The 18122-nt window shown below is 38.8% G+C and carries 15 protein-coding genes; 9 read left to right on the top strand and 6 right to left on the bottom strand.

Annotated elements, in window-relative coordinates; all coding sequences use genetic code 11:
- Positions 1-3 precede the first annotated feature (3 nt).
- The 6 genes from E6H07_18020 (at position 4) to E6H07_17995 (ending at position 10165) form a co-directional block, all read left to right on the top strand.
- Positions 4-1236, top strand: coding sequence for an isocitrate dehydrogenase (NADP(+)) (locus E6H07_18020; protein TMI61796.1), 1233 nt, complete (start codon positions 4-6; stop codon positions 1234-1236).
- Between the two features lie 433 nt (positions 1237-1669).
- Positions 1670-4681, top strand: a complete 3012-nt coding sequence (locus tag E6H07_18015; protein TMI61795.1) for a glycoside hydrolase — start codon at positions 1670-1672, stop codon at positions 4679-4681.
- Positions 4682-4854: 173 nt separating this feature from the next.
- Positions 4855-6156, top strand: a complete 1302-nt coding sequence (locus E6H07_18010) for a pyridoxal phosphate-dependent aminotransferase family protein (GenBank protein ID TMI61794.1) — start codon at positions 4855-4857, stop codon at positions 6154-6156.
- A gap of 340 nt (positions 6157-6496) precedes the next feature.
- A complete protein-coding gene (locus E6H07_18005) occupies positions 6497-6982 on the top strand; it encodes an RNA polymerase sigma factor (protein TMI61866.1) in 486 nt (161 codons plus the stop codon).
- The gene (locus E6H07_18000; GenBank protein ID TMI61793.1) at positions 6972-8294 is read left to right on the top strand and encodes a hypothetical protein; all 1323 of its coding nucleotides are present in this window, start codon (positions 6972-6974) and stop codon (positions 8292-8294) included. The genes E6H07_18005 and E6H07_18000 overlap by 11 nt, the downstream gene beginning before the upstream one ends.
- A gap of 59 nt (positions 8295-8353) precedes the next feature.
- A complete protein-coding gene (locus E6H07_17995) occupies positions 8354-10165 on the top strand; it encodes a hypothetical protein (GenBank protein TMI61792.1) in 1812 nt (603 codons plus the stop codon).
- A gap of 53 nt (positions 10166-10218) precedes the next feature.
- Here the strand turns inward: E6H07_17995 and E6H07_17990 are convergent, their stop codons facing one another.
- The 4 genes from E6H07_17990 to E6H07_17975 form a co-directional block, all read right to left on the bottom strand.
- The gene (locus tag E6H07_17990) at positions 10219-10773 is read right to left on the bottom strand and encodes a UbiX family flavin prenyltransferase (protein ID TMI61791.1); all 555 of its coding nucleotides are present in this window, start codon (positions 10771-10773) and stop codon (positions 10219-10221) included.
- 347 nt (positions 10774-11120) lie between these two features.
- A complete protein-coding gene (locus E6H07_17985) occupies positions 11121-13298 on the bottom strand; it encodes a S9 family peptidase (protein TMI61790.1) in 2178 nt (725 codons plus the stop codon).
- A 68-nt stretch (positions 13299-13366) separates the two neighbouring features.
- Complete coding sequence (locus E6H07_17980) at positions 13367-13816, bottom strand: MmcQ/YjbR family DNA-binding protein (protein ID TMI61789.1); 450 nt, start codon at positions 13814-13816, stop codon at positions 13367-13369.
- Positions 13713-14762, bottom strand: coding sequence for a serine hydrolase (locus E6H07_17975; protein TMI61865.1), 1050 nt, complete (start codon positions 14760-14762; stop codon positions 13713-13715). Before E6H07_17975 ends, E6H07_17980 begins: the two co-directional genes overlap by 104 nt.
- Before the next feature lie 193 nt (positions 14763-14955).
- Here E6H07_17975 and E6H07_17970 point away from each other — a divergent pair, with 193 nt between their 5' ends.
- Positions 14956-15315, top strand: coding sequence for a hypothetical protein (locus tag E6H07_17970; GenBank protein TMI61788.1), 360 nt, complete (start codon positions 14956-14958; stop codon positions 15313-15315).
- Positions 15316-15529: 214 nt separating this feature from the next.
- The gene (locus E6H07_17965; protein TMI61787.1) at positions 15530-15991 is read left to right on the top strand and encodes a hypothetical protein; all 462 of its coding nucleotides are present in this window, start codon (positions 15530-15532) and stop codon (positions 15989-15991) included.
- A gap of 44 nt (positions 15992-16035) precedes the next feature.
- Here E6H07_17965 and E6H07_17960 read toward each other — a convergent pair whose 3' ends face one another.
- Together E6H07_17960 and E6H07_17955 are read right to left on the bottom strand one after the other, a co-directional pair.
- Entirely contained in the window at positions 16036-16836 is an 801-nt protein-coding gene (locus E6H07_17960; protein ID TMI61786.1) for a DUF1080 domain-containing protein, read from the bottom strand.
- Positions 16833-17264 (bottom strand): hypothetical protein, encoded by a 432-nt coding sequence (locus E6H07_17955; GenBank protein ID TMI61785.1) that lies wholly within the window; start codon positions 17262-17264, stop codon positions 16833-16835. Before E6H07_17955 ends, E6H07_17960 begins: the two co-directional genes overlap by 4 nt.
- Before the next feature lie 72 nt (positions 17265-17336).
- On the opposite strand from E6H07_17955, the gene E6H07_17950 reads away from it, so the two are divergent.
- The gene (locus E6H07_17950; protein ID TMI61784.1) at positions 17337-18113 is read left to right on the top strand and encodes a zinc-dependent peptidase; all 777 of its coding nucleotides are present in this window, start codon (positions 17337-17339) and stop codon (positions 18111-18113) included.
- The last annotated feature ends 9 nt before the right edge of the window (positions 18114-18122 follow it).

Genomic DNA, 18122 nt, shown 5'->3' with positions numbered 1-18122 from the left:
ATAATGGCAGCAAAAATCAAAGTAGCTAACCCAGTTGTAGAACTGGATGGCGATGAAATGACAAGAATCATATGGAAGTTTATTAAGGAAAAACTTATTTTACCTTATTTGGATGTAGATATTAAATATTATGACTTAGGAGTAGAATACCGTGATGAGACAAATGACCAGGTGACAGTAGATGCCGCAAATGCTATTAAACAGTATGGTGTAGGTATCAAATGTGCTACCATCACTCCCGATGAAGCAAGAGTTACTGAGTTCAACCTGAAGCAAATGTGGAAGAGCCCGAACGGAACGATCCGTAATATTTTAGATGGAACTGTTTTCCGTGAACCAATTGTCATAAAAAATATTCCAAGACTGGTAACTAATTGGACAGCACCAATTATTGTTGGCCGTCATGCATTTGGTGATCAGTACCGTGCTACAGATGCTGTTTTTAAAGGAAAAGGAAAACTGACTATGACTTTCGCACCTGAAGGTGGTGGCGAAGTACAAACCTTTGAAGTTTATAATTTTAAAGGTGATGGTGTTGCATTGACGATGTATAACACGGATGAAAGCATCACAGGTTTTGCAAGAAGCTGTTTTAATATTGCCCTTAGCAAAAAATGGCCACTCTATCTTTCTACAAAAAATACCATTCTTAAAAAATACGATGGCCGCTTTAAAGATATTTTTGAAGATATCTTCCAGAAAGAATTTAAAGCACAGTTTGATGCAGCAGGTATTGTTTATGAACACCGCCTGATCGATGATATGGTGGCGAGTGCACTAAAATGGAACGGTAATTTTGTTTGGGCTTGTAAAAATTATGATGGTGATGTGCAAAGTGATACTGTTGCGCAAGGCTTTGGCTCACTTGGTTTAATGACTTCTGTTTTAATAACTCCTGATGGAAAAACGATGGAAGCAGAAGCAGCACACGGAACTGTTACCCGTCACTATCGTGAACATCAGAAAGGGAAACCAACATCAACGAATCCTATCGCTTCTATTTTTGCATGGACAAGAGGTTTGGCCTTCCGTGGAAAACTGGATGGCAACCAGGCTTTAATTGATTTCAGCAATGCTCTTGAAGCTGTTTGTATTGAAACTGTGGAAAGCGGAAAGATGACAAAAGATCTTGCCGTTTGTGTTCATGGTAATAAAGTAAATCATGGTGAACATTATTTATATACAGAAGAATTTTTGGATGCAATTGACAGCAATTTAAAGAAGAAACTAGGATAGGACGCCGACATCTAAATCTATCCTCAGCATTTTCGGTTATAAAACAGGTTTTTAGCATAATAAAAACCTGTTTTATCCCTTTTCTCATTCGTCTTACTGCCTTACATTTGTGCCCGATTCAAATCTTTCTAAAAGCCACAGATTTTACTGTTTCGATCCACGTCCGTACTCCTGCTGGAATTCCAACCATTTTTTAAAACTTTAAAATGTCTGTGCATGAAAAAAATTTACTCTTATTTACATGAGCCTAATGTTCGGGGTTATTTGGTCATTGGATTAATTTTTACAGCAGTTGTAGTAGTTACTATACTTACCTGGGGAAAATAAACCAGAGATTTCTTCCCTGGTTATTAAAAATCTTAAAAGCAGCCGTAAAAAGGCTGCTTTTTTTATTGACTTCTTTCTATTTCATACCTTCCCTAAAACTTCTTACATGAGAAAGCTGCTTTTATTATTTGTCATATTGGTTTTTACTTCCCAATTATTCAGTCAATCTTTCAATGCAAACTATTTTAATGAAATGAAATGGCGCTGCATTGGTCCGCATCGTGGCGGAAGAACAGTGGGTGCCGTGGGTGTGCCACAGCAACCCAATGTTTTTTATATAGGTGTAAACAATGGTGGTGTTTGGAAAACCACTGACTATGGCAGAACATGGTTTCCCATTTTTGATGATCAGCCAACCGGTTCAGTTGGTGATGTAGTGGTATCTCCATCGAACCCTAATGTGATCTATGTTGGTTGCGGTGAAGGTTTACAAAGACCTGACTTGTCTGTTGGTGATGGAATTTATAAATCAACTGATGCAGGTAAAACATGGACATTTCTTGGTTTAAAAGATGCACAGCAGATCGGTGGTCTTGCTATTGATCCAACAAATGAGAATCGTCTATTTGTTGCAGCATTGGGTCATCCTTATGGCCCGAATGAAGAAAGAGGTATTTACAGAACAACCGATGGCGGCAAAACATGGGAAAAAGTTTTATATAAAGATGAAAACACTGGCGCAGTACAAGTAACGATCGATCCCAATAATCCGAATATTGTTTTTGCTGATCTCTGGGCAGGACGCCAGGGACCTTGGGAGAATGGCGCATGGAACGGAAAAGAAAGTGGTTTATTTAAAAGCATAGATGGGGGAACTACATGGAAAAAAATGACAATGGGTTTGCCAACAACCGACCAGGGTCTTGGAAGAATTGGCTTTTGCATTGCACCAACTGATTCAAAAAGAATGTATGCAACAGTAGATGCAGGAAGAGATGGCGGCATTTATCGTAGTGATGATGCCGGCGAATCATGGAAAAGAATGTCAAGTGATAACCGCTATTGGGGAAGGGCAAGTGATTTTGCAGAAGTAAAAGTAGATCCAAAGAATGCAGACATTGTTTATTCTGCAAACGTAGTTACATGGAAAAGTATTGATGGCGGTAAATCATGGGATGCATTTCGTGGTGCCCCGGGTGGTGATGATTATCATCGTATCTGGATCAATCCAAACAACACAAATATAATTTTAATTGCAAGTGACCAGGGTGCAATCATTACCGTAAATGGTGGTGAAACTTTTTCAAGCTGGTACAATCAACCGACTGCACAATTCTATCATGTAAATACAGATAATGCATTTCCATATAATGTTTATAGTGGTCAGCAAGAAAGTGGCAGCGCCATGGTTGCATCAAGAAGTAGTGATGGGCAGATCACTTATCGTGACTGGCGACCGGTTGGAGCTGAGGAATATGGCTATGTTGCTCCCGATCCGTTGAATCCAAATATTATTTATGGCGGTAAAATAACCCGCTATGATAAACGAACCGGGCAAACACAAGATATTTCACCCGAAGCAGTTCGCAGTGGCAAGTATCGTTTCTTAAGAACAGCACCGGTTTTATTCAATCCCATTGATAAAAAAACATTGTACTATGGCGGTAATGTTTTGTTCAAAACAATGAATGGGGGTAATAGCTGGCAGATCATCAGTCCAGACCTTACAAGAGAAACATATGATATACCTGCAAGTGTTGGCATTTATACCAGTAGTGATATGAAAACAATGCCACGACGTGGTGTTATTTATACTGTGGCCCCATCATATAAAGACATCAACACCATCTGGTGCGGAACAGATGATGGACTAATACATGTAACAAGAGACGGTGGAAAAACATGGAAGAATGTAACGCCACCCGGAATAACATCATGGAGTAAAATTTCTTTAATGGATGCAAGCCATTCGAATGCTAATACTGTGTATGCAGCCGTAAACAGGATACGTTGTGATGATATGCGGCCACATATTTATAAAACTAATGATGGCGGCAAAACATGGAAAGAAATTGTAAACGGTTTACCCAATGACCCTATCAACGTAGTGAGAGAAGACCCGTTAAGAAAAGGATTATTATTTGCCGGAAGCGAAAGAGCAGTTTATGTTTCTTTTGACGATGGTGAAAACTGGCAAAGCTTACGTTTGAATATGCCTGCTACTTCGATCCGTGACCTGGTTATAAAAGATGATGACGTTGTTGTGGGTACACATGGAAGAAGTTTTTGGATCTTAGACAATATTACCTCATTGCGCCAATTGACAGAAAAGTTATCGGCTTCACCAACAATTTTATACAAGCCACAACCTGCTTATCGCATCCGCTGGAGTATGTACACTGATACACCAGTACCACAGGAAGAACCAGCGGGTTTGAATCCACCTGATGGAGCAATGATCGATTATTATTTAAATGAAGAAGCAAATGATGTGACACTTGAAATCATTTCGAAAGATGCTGCCGGAAGAACTATAAAACTAAGAACCTATTCAAACAAGGACACACTTTACAAAATCGGAAACGTAAATATTCCGCAATATTGGATCCGCCCACAACAAATACTTTCAACTAAAGAAGGTCACAATCGTTTTATGTGGAACATGAAATTAGATCCGTTGAACATTCCGCCATCCTATCCTATTTCCGCCATTTATAAAAACACTGAACCCAACCAAACAGCACCATGGGTTATGCCCGGTAATTATATTGTTCGTCTTACTGTTGATGGAAAAGTACATGAACAATCAATCACTATAAAAATGGATCCAAGGGTTAAGACATTTGCAAAAGATATCCAATTGCAATACGATCTTTCATATCAATGCTATGCTGCAAGAAAAGAGTGTATGAAAATTCTTGATGAGATAAGGATCTACCGGGCAAAACTTTCCGGCGATCAGAATACCCCCGCAATAAAAGAAGTTGCATTGATAGAAAATTCGCCACAAGGCAGTACTGAGCCAAGTTTTAGCAGGTTAAATAACTCATTCGCTTCTCTCTTTAATGTTTTGCAGGATAGTGATATGCCACCCACGACGCAAATGATAGCCAATGTAAAAGAAGCAATGAAAGCTTTTAATGAACTAAAAATAAAATGGGAGAAGTTGAAGAAATAGCGGAGTTAAAATATTGGATGAATGTTAATCTCTGAAGGTTCAGTCTTAAAGGATTGGTAGTTAAGTATTTTGACTTGTTCACAATTACTATTTGCTATATCAACTTCACTCTGAAATGCCTTTCAAACCCTTACCTTTGCGCCATTCATTTATCAACCAATTTAAGTAGCATTATGGCAGACATATTTGAAAGATTGCTAAAGAATTCTGGCCCAATCGGCCAGCACCGCGAAAGGGCACATGGGTACTTCGCTTTCCCTAAATTAGAAGGTGAGATCAGCAGTCGGATGATGTTCCGCGGAAAAGAAATGATCGTATGGAGCCTTAATAATTACCTGGGCCTGGCCAACCACTCCGAAGTAAGAAAAGCAGATGCGCAAGGCGCTGCAGATTACGGTCTGGCTTACCCGATGGGTGCCCGTATGATGAGTGGAAACAGTAACCTGCATGAACAATTAGAAGCTGAGCTGGCAGCATTTGAAGCAAAAGAAGATTCAATTTTATTGAATTTTGGATATCAGGGCATGGTAAGTATCATTGATACGTTGTGCAGCCGCCATGATGTTATTATTTATGATGCCGAAAGCCATGCATGTATCATTGATGGTCTGCGTTTGCATCCGGGGCATCGTTATGTTTTCAAACATAATGATCTGGATGATTGTGAAAAACAATTGCAACGTGCCACTGTATTAATTGAAAAACAAAAAGCAGGTGGTATACTGGTGATCACGGAAGGTGTATTTGGTATGGCCGGCGACCAGGGTAAACTGAAAGAAATAGCAGCGATGAAATCTAAATACGAATTCCGTTTGCTCGTAGATGATGCACACGGTTTTGGTACGCTAGGTAAAACAGGAGCCGGTGCCGGCGAAGAACAAGGCTGCCAGAATGAAATTGATTTGTATTTCTCCACGTTTGCAAAATCAATGGCAAGCATCGGCGCATTTGTTGCCGGTGACAAAAAGATCATTGATTATATCCGTTATAATATCCGTTCACAGATTTTTGCAAAGAGCTTACCAATGCCGTTAGTAGTAGGTAACCTCAAAAGATTAGAACTGGTACGTAATCACCCGGAGTATAAGGAAAAGCTTTGGAGCAATGCAATGAAACTGCAGAGCGGATTAAAAGAAAGAGGATTCGATATTGGTAACACCGATTCAGTTGTAACACCTGTGTACATGGACGGTGGCGTGGAAGAAGCCACACAAATGGTAATGGATCTCAGGGAAAATTATGGAGTTTTTGCTTCTATTGTTGTGTATCCTGTTATCCCAAAAGGACATATTATTTACCGTCTCATTCCTTCAGCTGCACATACGGATGAGGATATTGAGATCACATTGAATGCATTTAGTGATACTAAAAAGAAACTGGATGCAGGTGCTTATAAAGCTGAAGCAATACCGGATATGGCTGAGTACAGCGGTAAACGTTTTGATTATATGATCGATAAGCCAAAAAACAAATAAAGAAATACTTCAAAATATCAAAAGCTCCGTACGGGGCTTTTTTAATACCCGTCATTTATTTTTTAAGTCTGATACGTCACTCATTCACGCTATGTAGCAGAAATAATTTGATAAAAAAATCCTTCAAACTCAGCATACTACGATGGTTGATTCTCTATAAGACCAATACTTTGTAACTTGTAACACACAAAGGCAACCGGTAGCCTACGAATACCGTTTAATTATCTGAAAACAACTGCGTTTGCTATCACCCGATGAACTGACACACCATGTCGGAGAATGTGCTCTGAATAAACGAGAGAGTCAAAAGGCTATTTATAACTCTTTCTATGGCTATGCTATGGCTATTTGCGACCGCTATGCCAAAAACCAGGATGATGCGCTGGAGATCATGAATGACGGGTTTTTGAAAGTGTTCAAAGAAATGCATAATTATAAACCGGCCTATGCAGATGTGGTGGGTTCTTTTAAAGGCTGGGTAAGAAAAATCATGGTATACACAGCTATTGATCATTTTAGAAAATCGCAAAAACACCGTGTAGTAACAGAGCTGGATAATATCGTTTTCCAAATCCCTTCAGTAAGCGAAACAGCGCTGGATAAAATTTCACATGAAGAAATAATCCGTGCTATACAGGAATTGTCACCGGGATATCGTACTGTTCTGAACTTATATATTATTGAAGGATTTACACACGATGAGATAAGTAAACGATTGGGTATATCGGAAGGAACATCAAAATCGAACCTGGCCAAAGCAAGAAAGCAATTACAGAAAATATTATTTAGACAAAACGAAATTCAATTAGCCAAAAATGCAGTTTGAAGAAACAGATAAAAAAATAACCGAAGCTGCTGAAAACCATCATCCTTCCTACGACGAGAAAGCATGGGAGAAGATGAACATGCTGCTTGATAAACACATGCCAGTAGAGGAAAAGAAAAAAAGAAGGGCAGCCTACTTGTTACTCTTATTCTTATTTGCTGGTGGTGGCGTAGCTTATTTATTTTTTAATGGTGATGCCGATAAAAAAATTGCATCTGCCACAACTAAACAATCTTCCAGCGGGCCAACTAAAACTGATAATGCGACTCATAACCCAACTGAAAACGTTGAATCCATTAAACCAACAGGAACTGATCTGTCTGAAAATGAAAAACCAGGTAACGAGGTAAAAGCAACACCTGTTATTTCTTTTCCAGCTGTAAAAACGCCAAATGAAAACAAGAATAAAAGAAACCAGCCGGCAACTATTCCTGCAAAAAGAACAAAAGATCAGGATATGACAAACGGTATACCTGCTAATCAAAATCCTGGTTCACCTCTTACTCAGAATTCAACTTTTAATCCGGATCCTTCAATCAATAAATCGGACAATGTATCAAACGCAAATCCTGACCCGGTAACACAAAACAAAAGCGATATCTCTTCTGCAAAGAAAGAAGAACCTGCTGATGTTTTGAGCCCGGCAAAAACTCAACCTGTGAATGCTGAAGTTCCGGAAGCATCAGCAAAATCTTCAAAAAAGAAACAAGGGAAAGGGAATGGTTTATTCATTTCAGCTTCTGTGGGGCCAGATGTGGGAGGAGTTGGAGGCAATGTTGGAAAAATAATGCCGGTCTATGGATTGGGTCTGGGTTATGCTTTTAACGACCGTATTTCAATACAAACAGGTTTTTATTCTGCCCGTAAAATTTATACCGCGGATGCTGAGGATTATAATGCTCCGGGCTGGTGGTGGCAGTTTTACCCAACACTTGAAAAAGTAGATGCTGATTGCAAAGTGTATGAAATACCACTTTTATTAAACTATAATTTTTCAACTAATAAAAAAAGAAATTGGTTCGGCACATTTGGTCTTTCATCCTATATCATGAAGGAAGAAAAATATACCTACCATTATAAAACCGGAACGGGTCAGCCTGCAGTAAGGAATTGGGAATATTATAATGAAAACAAACACTATTTCAGCGTCATCACACTGGCAGGTGGCTATGAAAGAAAGATCAGTAATAAGTTTTCTGTTTCCTTAAGCCCTTATTTAAAAATACCCTGGGAGGGTGTAGGCTTTGGGAAAGTTAAATTGAATAGTGCCGGTGCCTTATTGAGTGCTAATTTCAAACCATTTGCTAAATAAAAAATTAAACACATCCTGCGCTTTTTAATTTTTTAAAAAAATCAAATAAAGAATCAAATATGAGAACGCAGACCTTCAGCAGGCTGATACAATTATCAGCCATTATGTATCTTTTTGCTTTTCTGTCCTGTAATGGTGGTGGAGATCCCCCACCTCCTAATAACCCATGTACGGGTGTAACAGTTAGTGTTACCGGTACAAGTACAAACCCGACTACACCAACCGGCACTAATGGTACGATCACAGCATCTGCTTCAGGGGGCTCAGGTTTTACTTTTAGTTTAAATGGAGGGGCTTTTCAAGCAACCGGCACTTTTACTAATCTTGCAGCAGCTACTTATTCTATAACTGCAAAAAACAGTAATGGTTGTACTGGTTCCAATTCATTTACATTAACGGCACCAAATCCCTGTGCAGGTGTTACTATCACCGTAACCGGCACAACTACAAACCCGACCACACCAACCGGCACTAATGGTACGATCACAGCAAACGTAAGTGGCGGAGTTGCTCCTTATACTTACAGTATTAATGGCACTACTTTTCAAAGTTCCAATGTGTTTAATACATTAGCTGTTGGTAGTTTTACAGTTACTGCTAAGGACGCAAACGGATGTACAGGCACAGGCAACTTTACTTTACTAAGTCCATGTGCAGGTGTTACTATCACCGTAACCGGCACAACTACAAACCCGACTACACCAACTGGCACTAATGGTACGATCACAGCAAACGCAAGTGGCGGAGTTGCACCTTATACTTACAGCATTAATGGTACTACTTTTCAAAGTTCCAATGTATTTAATACATTAGCTGTTGGTAGTTTTACAGTTACTGCTAAGGACGCAAACGGATGTACAGGCACAGGCAACTTTACTTTACTAAGTCCATGTGCAGGTGTTACCATTACTGTGAATGGCACACTCACTCACCCAACTACACAGGGCGGAACAAATGGTAGCATTGCGGCATCAGCATCAGGTGGTGTGGGGCCGTATACTTATAGTTTAAATAACGGCACTTTCCAGGCATCAGGCACATTTAGTAATCTCGTTGCAGGGAATTATTCAGTAGCTGCAAAAGATGCAAATGGATGTACTGGTACTTCAAACTTTACACTGTTAAGTCCATGCACGGGAGTTACAATTACAGTGCAGCAAACAATAGTACTTAATCCGAATATCCCCGGTAGTTCAACAGGTTCCATTACAGTAAGCCCAATTGGTGGTACTGCTCCTTTCACTTACACTAATAATAACGGGGCACCCCAATCTTCATCTACTTTCAGCAACCTGTTTGCAGGTACTTATACAATTGTTGCAAAAGATGCAATAGGTTGTACAGGTTCTACTGTTGTGACCTTAACCGATCCTAATCCTTGTGCTGGTATTACAATCTCGCAAAACATAAATCCTACAGCACATGTTCCTTGTACAGGTGCTAATAATGGAATTCTCACCTCACTTGCAGGTGGCGGATTGTTCCCTTACACATATAGTTTAAATGGAGTGAATTTTCAATCATCAGGAACATTTAATAACCTGGCTCCTGGTAATTATACAATAACTGCTAAAGATGCGAATAACTGCACTGGTGCTGCTAATACAACGGTAGGTACAGCTACAGCGGGTCCGCTTTTTTCACAGGTCAGAGATCTGTTGCAAATGAATTGTGCCATCAGCGGTTGTCACAATGGAACCCAGGCGCCAAACTGGACTGTTGATTGTAATATTGTAGCTAACGGCGCATTGATTCAGCAAAGGGCTGTAAACGCAAATCCATCGGCGATGCCGCCAACTGGTTTGCTTCCTCCAGCGGAGAGACAAAAAATTACAAACTGGATAAATGCCGGCGGGCAATATAATAACTAAGTTTAACTGCTAATGCTTGCAATGCAAAGGGTGCCGCGTAACAGGCGCCCTTTTTATTTTCCCCACCTGAATGTAGTAATATCAAGTCCAGCAAGATCAAGTACACGATCAACCACTGTAGAAGCAGCTTCTTCAATGGTTGTTGGTTTGCTGTAAAATGAAGGTGTAGCCGGGCAAATGATTCCGCCGGCAAGTGTGATCGTCTCCATGTTTTTTATATGAATAAGATTATACGGCGTTTCTCTTACTACACAAATCAATTTTCTTCTTTCTTTTAATACCACATCAGCAGCTCTTGTTATCAAATCATCAGAAACACCAGATGCAATGCGACCCAATGTTCCCATGCTACAGGGAATTATGATCATAGTATTGTATTTGCCCGAACCCGATGCAAAGGGAGCCATAAAATCATTCTTAGAATAAAAATTAACCGGCCAGTCTTTATAAGATTCATCACCGAGCTCAGTTTGCCAAACCAATTTTGCATTATCGGTCATTACAATGCTCAATTGTTTCCATTGACTTTTAATATGTAGTAATTTTCCTACTAAAAGCTTAGCATAGATTGATCCACTGGCCCCTGTGATTGCTATAACTATATTCATGTTTATTTAAATTTGATGTAGAACTAATTCTACAAACAACTGTTTTATGTCATGCAAACCTAGTATGCATACCACAAAAATATTGAGTTCAGTCAAAAATTAGCAAAAAGGACAGTTTGTGCAATACAAATTCTAAAAAAAAGTTGTTGGTCTAACATATTTGTCGAAATTAGCGATTAGAATTTTCATAGGATAAGGTTTAATGGTTAATGGTTTTTGATTACACCCCCGGTTTCTACCGGGGGTATCTTTTTATAATAGGGTCCCCTGAACAACCACAAACAAAATACCTGAAGAAAAAAAAATCCTGCCTCTAGCAGGACTATCCAATTCACTATTGACAAATATTAAAAAGGCTTTGGCACTGTAGTTTTTCCAACCGGGCCCTTGGTATTTTCATTCCCCATATTGGTCAAAATCCAGTTTGTCATCTTACTCCAGAGATGAAAGGTTGTATTATCCTGCATACCACCAATACCATGGTTTTTATTGGGATAATAAGCACTTTCAAAATCTACATTTGCTTTCACCAATGCTGTTATCATTTGTACACTATTTTGGAAATGTACATTATCATCGGCTGTTCCATGTATCAACAAATATTTTCCTTTAATTTCTTTTACATGATTGATAGGAGAATTGTCATCATAGCCCGAAGGATTCTCCTGCGGAGTACGCATATAACGTTCTGTGTAAATATTATCATAGTATCTCCACGATGTAACCGGCGCAACGGCAACAGCAGCAGTAAATACATCAGCTCCTTTTGTTATAGCCAGTGAACTCATAAAGCCACCATAGCTCCAGCCCCAGTGACCGATATTGTTTTTATCTACATATGGCAGCTTCGCAAGATATTTTGCCGCATCTATCTGGTCTTCTATTTCATACTTGCCTAACTGCAGGTAAGTTTTCTTTTTAAACTCTTCACCTCGATAACCGGTGCCTGTATTATCTACACTCACAACAATAAATCCTTTTTCAGCCAGCATCTGGTGCCAGAAACTTACAGCACCAAAGCGATTACCAACCTGCTGTGAGCCGGGTCCACCATAATTGCAAAACAATACCGGGTATTTTTTAGTAGCATCAAAATTCATTGGCTTCAGCATCCAGCCATTAAGTGTATCACCTTTTGTATTGGGAACTTTTATCAATTCTGCCTTACCAATTGCATACTCTTCCATTTTAGCTTTCAACTTTGCACTTTCATTTATCGTTTTTAAAAGAGTGCTTGCAGGGTTTCTCTTTTTATCAAATACCAGGCTGTGCTGTGTAACTACCTGTGGCGTATTCAAATCAGATTTAAAAAGAAAATACTTTGAGTAATCATCATTGAACGAAATCCTGTACCATGCGTTTCCTTCCGTAAGCGGGAAGGTTTTGCCGGTTTTATAGTCGCTTACAAAAACATTCCTGTCAACCGGCCGCGGATAAGCCATTGTATAATAAATACGACTGTTGCTTTCATCCACCCCATTTATTTCAGCCATGTCATAGTTGCCGCTGCTTATTTGTTTTTTTTCTTTTCCATCAAGGCTATATAAGTAAATATGATTATAGCCATTCATTTCACTGGTAAAAACAAAATGTTTTTTATCATTTAAAAACTGCAGGTTGTCATTGATCTCGATATAGTATTTATTTTTTTCTTCATACATAACATTGGCTTCACCCGTTTGTGCATTGGTGGCAAGCAGTTTCAACTGATTCTGGTGACGGTTCATCCAGAACACACAAAGAGTATTATCGTCTTTTGTCCATTTAATCCTGGGAATATAAATATCGCCTTGCTCGTACTGCGCTTTTACTGTTTGCCCGGTATTGATGTTATAAATAAAAATTTCAACCTTCGAATTATCATCACCTGCTTTGGGGTATTTATAGCGATACTCCTTATTGTGACTGTCATCATACATAGTCATACTATATTCCTTCACATTTGTTTCATCAAAGCGATAATAAGCGATATAATTTCCGGCAGGGCTCCATTGATAAGCCTGTGTAAATTCAAATTCCTCTTCATACACCCAATCACAATTGCCATTGATTATATAATTCCATTTACCATCGGCAGTAACAGCTTTTACTGTATTTGTAGTTAGATCTTTCAGATAAAGATTATTATCCTTTACAAAAGCCAGTTTGCTTCCGTCTGGTGAAAAGGTTGGATGCAGGATTTTTTCTTTATCAACTGGTATAGTTTTTTTTGAGGCCAGTTCATACACATACGCCAGTCCTTTGCTGCTGCGGCGATAAATAGGTTCAATCGCTGTGCGAATAATATATTTCCCGGGAACAGTCGATGAAATAATTATATCCTGTATTTGTCCGATGGGTTTTCCATCTTCATTTTTTACATCTTCAGGTTTTATTGCAGCTGTTACATCAATGGTATCGAAAGAAGCACGGACCGGTTCGCCACGAAAAGTACCGGTCTTGTACAAATCTTCAAGAGTAATTAACTTCTTCTGTGCCAGGGAAAATACAGGCACCAACAGAAACAGGATTATCAACTTACGCATAGAGTATTTATTTATGAGGTAAAAATAAGTTAATAGGGCTCATAAAGCCGACCGTATAAATAATTTGACTATTCATTGTCAAAATGTTGCTTAACAAGCTTTGGCGGGGCTGTATTCTTCCATGCACAGGTAAGTGCATCCAGCAACATTTGCTTTTTGATCTTTTTCAGGTCAAAAAAAGTTGCCCCTTTTTTACCCCAGCCACCTGGCACAGGAAAAATAATTTCCCTATCAAAAGAACAAAACACGGATTGATCAACTGCTGATAGTTTGATCATCATATAATTCTTATCTAAATGAAGAGTAGCAAAAATTTTATTCTTTACCCGGAAATCCGGAATATGAAAATGAGATCTCTCCTCTGCTTCTGGCAATGACAAGGCAGCCTTGCGTGCCGATTCTATGGTAACCATTTTATAACTCAAGAATTTTAAATACAGATTTTCTGACCTCATACAGATCTTTTGGTGTGTTGCAAAGTATAACGTAGAAAACATTTTTTGCAGGCACCCAAACATAATCGGCCCTGAAACCTCCTTGTGAACCAGTATGACCGATCAGTTTGTTGTTTTCAAAATTTGTCATAAACCAGCTTAGCCCTAATTCCGATGGATTGGAACCGCTCCAGTTTTTATGTTCGAATACTGTTCGTGATTTCTTTATCCAACCTCTATCTAAAAAAACAAATCGCTGAACAGCCTGCTCATACTTCCACAATTCTTCCACCGAACTCCAAACACCTCCATTGCCTGATGCGGGAAATGTTGGTTCCTCGCCATAATCTTTTTCTAAATAGTTTTTGCCATCATACCAATACGCATGACTTACCCCTGACTCAGGATATGGGCCATCTTGTATAACAGATATTTTCATACCGGCAGGTTTCATAATGTTTTTTTGGATATACTCCTGCCATTTCATTCCGCTAACTTTTTCTATTATCAAAGCCAGCCCGTTAAATGCAATATTGGAATAAGTATATCGTGAACCTGGTTCAAACTCAAGGCTATCGGCCTGGTAAACTGGTTCCCAGTTTCCTTCATCTTTTGCAGTCAGGTAAAACACACTATCCTCATTTATCTTTCTTAAGTTAGGCAAACCTGAAGTATGCGTAAGCATATGTTTCAGTTTTACCTTATGAGGGATCGTACTGTCTTTGAAATTGGGAAAATATTTATATAATTCATCATCAAGAAATAGTTTACCCTCATCTGCCAGTTTTAAAATTCCAAATGCAACGAAAGTTTTACTAATAGAGCCTACATTAAATAAAGTAGCCGGAGTAATGCCTTCTTTTGTTTTAATATCAGCAAGACCAAACCCTTTTGAGAAGATCGTTTTCCCATCTTTTGCAATGAGCACAGCCCCACCGGGTTCATCTTTTTTGAACAGGCTATCAAACAATTTATCCAGTTTGCTTTCAGTTGCCATTGGTTGCTGGCAGGAAGAAAGAAATAATAACATAGCAGAAAAAGTCAATGCGATCCTTATCATAATAGTTTTATTATTTTAAACATGTTTAAAATTGTTCAAATGTTTCTTGCAGCACACTCACAAAAGCTTTTCCAAGTTACTTAAATCATCCTGAAACAAAACCGCTCAGATAAACTGAATTTGATTTACCTTTTCTTTTTATTTATTTCCAAAATCAACGATTATGTCACCCGCCGCCAAATCAGTTTATTATTTTGGTTTCTACCTCTACCTCACAGGACTTACATTGATATTTGTTCCCAATCTTTTTTTAAAAACACTCCAGTTGCCCCAAACCAATGAAGTCTGGATACGTGTAGTTGGCGTACTTGTTTTCTGTATCGGTTATTATTATCATCGCACCGGGGCTGAAAATATCAAAGCAGTGCTAAAACATACTATCCCGACAAGAATATTCGTATGTATTGCTTTTACCGCATTTGCTGCGCTGGATTATGTATCGCCTGTCCTGGTTGTCTTTGGAGTTATAGATCTACTCGGCGCTTTATGGACGTGGACTACACTTAGAACAGAAAAAGCCTGATATGCCAGTGAGTTATCTCGTATATGGTTCTACAGGTTTATTGATCATAACAATGGTCATTTACCTGATCAATTCAAACAGGCGAAAGAAATAGCTGCTGCACGTCAGGCTGACCCTGCATTTCATCAAACATATTTTATCCCGGCTCCTGCTGTAAGTTTATTTGTATTGTCAACAGAGTTTATCTCATTTATCAAACAAAAAATTATCAGTCATGAAAAGTTTATTTAAAAAAACAACAGCCTGTTTTACACTGGCTTTTGCAGCCCTTAGTCTTTCATCATTTACTTCTCCTGCTGGCGGTGAGTGTTTTGAAATTTACCAGGATAGTAAGCTTGTACTACAGCGTTGTGGTAAAGACATCGAAAAAGTGCAAACCATCAGTCTCAGTAATACTGCAGGCAGCGAATTGACTGTAAAATACTTTCATTGCGGCCAGGCCGGTAAAGACCGTGTACTTGCTTTAAAAAGCAGCGATGGTATATTGCTGAAAGAATGGAAGTTTACCAACACATCAGATAATAACTACTCTATGAAATGCGGTGTTAAAGAGATCTTCAGTGTTAAGGTTGCTAATCAATCTGGTTTGAAGCTGTATTACACATCTGCCGAAAAACCGGAAGGTAAATTACTTGCTATCATTAATACTACAGGAAGCAAAACAACAGCGCCATAAATAATAAAGCGGGGACTGTAAGTTCCCGCTTTGCTTTTCCGATGCTATTTCTTTTCCAGATTCAGCAACTGAATATTCCTGAAATCAATCGGCTGCCCTTCGCTTTGCAAAGCAATATATCCATCCTTCAATAACTTTCCATCGATCTTAATAGCCGGATCAAAGTTTGCAACCACATTGCCCCCTATTTGTGGTTTTGAATATTGAAGTACAGTATCGCCATTAATGATATGAGAAACCAATGAATCTCCATAAACAACCAGTTCGGCTTTTACCCATTCATCTTTACCAAATGTTCGGGAAGAAGATGTAATGCAATGCCGCACATCGAGTACACCTTTGTATACAACATTTGTTCCTGGCGAGCACATACTCCCTGTAGGCCTTGATTTACCATCACCCAGCCCTGCATTGAACTGAAACTCGATTGAAATCGGCCAGTTCTGTTCTTTTAATATTGTAAAGGGACTTTGCGAATGAAACATTACACCACTATTTAAGTTGGCATAACTTGGTGCATCTTTTCTGAATTCGCCTGTAAAACGATATTCCAGTTTCAGTTTGTAATAGGAGTATGGTGTTTTATAAAATAAATGTCCAAATCGTTCATTAAAACTTTCATACTGGTCATAGCGGACTTTTATCATCCCCTCTTCCACCCGAAAAGTATTTCCATAATTATCTCCCGTTTCGTGATGATTGATCTTAACAACCCAATCATTAATATCCTTTCCGTTAAACAGATCAACCCAACCTTCTGCATCCGGATGATTTGTTTTTGCAAGTTTCTTATTACCCGTGCAGGAATTGATAAACAGAAATATCAGTAACCAATATTTGATCATTTTAAAAGTAGTTTAGTAAATTTTTCCAGTTCTGATAATTCAGCGGCCAAAAGCGTTTCATTATTATCAAATTTTGTTTTAAAAAATAAAACCCTTTTGTGCGCAGGATATTTTACAAGTAATGCATCTATCATTTTTCCTGCGGTTTCATTCTTTTCAAATAAAGGCCCCGCCTGTACCGGCGCAGTCGTTTTTGTTTTTTCATGCTTGCGTAAAATGATCGCTTCCAGTGTAGCCAGCTTTGCTGAAGGAATTGAATTTATCTTTTGCGCCTTTCCTAATAATCCTTGTAATTGTTTTTTGCTCAACCCGCCTCTCTCCTGGTATTGATGATACAGGCTTTGTGTAAACGATGATTCAGGCTGCACTTTCAGCACAGCTTCGAGAATGTCTTTAATGATATCAAGATCGGGTCTTATTCCTTTCACAAAATTGTTTTAATAAATATCAAATCTACGCCTTCAGTCAAAACCAAACCTCAATATTCTTTAAATTGCAGGATGCACCCTTTTGTTTTGTTCATGGCCATCCTGGCCGGCTTCATTTTATTTTCACTCATTTATTTTCAGCGGAAAAAGAAGCCGCCTTTAATAAAAAGTTTTCCCGATTCATTTCGTAAAATACTTAATGAACAGGTTCCTTTTTACCAGCAATTAAATGCAGAAAGAAAAAAAGAATTTGAAGACCGTATGATCAATTTTCTTTCACATGTAAAAATTACCGGCGTAAATACAACCGTGGAAGAAATGGACAAGGTCTTTGTTGCAGCCAGTGCTGTTATTCCCATTTTTGGTTTCAAAGAGTGGGAATATATAAACCTGAACGAAGTGTTATTATACCCTGATTCCTTCGGCGATGAGTTTGAGCAGGAAGGTCATCACCGCAATACACTCGGTATGGTTGGCAGCGGCGCTATGAATCATATGATGATACTTTCACAATATGAGCTGCGGCAGGCCTTCATCAACAAAACCGGTAAATCGAATGTGGCCATTCATGAGTTTGTACATTTAGTGGATAAAACAGATGGCGCCGTTGATGGCATCCCTGAATTTTTGCTTGAAAAAAAATATATTCTGCCCTGGCTAGATCTGATGCAGAAAAAAATCGAAGATATCATTGATGATAAATCAGACATCAACCCTTATGGAGCCACCAACCAGGCTGAATTCTTTGCAGTAGTCTCAGAATATTTTTTTGAACGACCCGATATGCTGAAATCAAAACACCCCGAACTGTATGACCTGCTTAAGAAAATATTTCATCCCCCCACTTAACAAAACACA

The sequence above is a fragment of the Bacteroidota bacterium genome, from assembly GCA_005882315.1.
In the GTDB taxonomy this organism is placed as follows: domain Bacteria; phylum Bacteroidota; class Bacteroidia; order Chitinophagales; family Chitinophagaceae; genus VBAR01.
This window is presented reverse-complemented; position numbering and strand designations above follow the sequence as displayed.

Excerpts from the sequence above, each read along its gene's own strand:
- E6H07_18020 (TMI61796.1), top strand. The coding sequence starts at position 4 with ATGGCAGCAAAAATCAAAGTAGCTAACCCAGTTGTAGAACTGGATGGC.
- E6H07_18015 (TMI61795.1), top strand. The coding sequence starts at position 1,670 with ATGAGAAAGCTGCTTTTATTATTTGTCATATTGGTTTTTACTTCCCAA.
- E6H07_18010 (TMI61794.1), top strand. The coding sequence starts at position 4,855 with ATGGCAGACATATTTGAAAGATTGCTAAAGAATTCTGGCCCAATCGGC.
- E6H07_18005 (TMI61866.1), top strand. The coding sequence starts at position 6,497 with ATGGCTATTTGCGACCGCTATGCCAAAAACCAGGATGATGCGCTGGAG.
- E6H07_18000 (TMI61793.1), top strand. The coding sequence starts at position 6,972 with ATGCAGTTTGAAGAAACAGATAAAAAAATAACCGAAGCTGCTGAAAAC.
- E6H07_17995 (TMI61792.1), top strand. The coding sequence starts at position 8,354 with ATGAGAACGCAGACCTTCAGCAGGCTGATACAATTATCAGCCATTATG.
- E6H07_17990 (TMI61791.1), bottom strand. The coding sequence starts at position 10,773 with ATGAATATAGTTATAGCAATCACAGGGGCCAGTGGATCAATCTATGCT.
- E6H07_17985 (TMI61790.1), bottom strand. The coding sequence starts at position 13,298 with ATGCGTAAGTTGATAATCCTGTTTCTGTTGGTGCCTGTATTTTCCCTG.
- E6H07_17980 (TMI61789.1), bottom strand. The coding sequence starts at position 13,816 with ATGTTTGGGTGCCTGCAAAAAATGTTTTCTACGTTATACTTTGCAACA.
- E6H07_17975 (TMI61865.1), bottom strand. The coding sequence starts at position 14,762 with ATGTTATTATTTCTTTCTTCCTGCCAGCAACCAATGGCAACTGAAAGC.
- E6H07_17970 (TMI61788.1), top strand. The coding sequence starts at position 14,956 with ATGTCACCCGCCGCCAAATCAGTTTATTATTTTGGTTTCTACCTCTAC.
- E6H07_17965 (TMI61787.1), top strand. The coding sequence starts at position 15,530 with ATGAAAAGTTTATTTAAAAAAACAACAGCCTGTTTTACACTGGCTTTT.
- E6H07_17960 (TMI61786.1), bottom strand. The coding sequence starts at position 16,836 with ATGATCAAATATTGGTTACTGATATTTCTGTTTATCAATTCCTGCACG.
- E6H07_17950 (TMI61784.1), top strand. The coding sequence starts at position 17,337 with ATGCACCCTTTTGTTTTGTTCATGGCCATCCTGGCCGGCTTCATTTTA.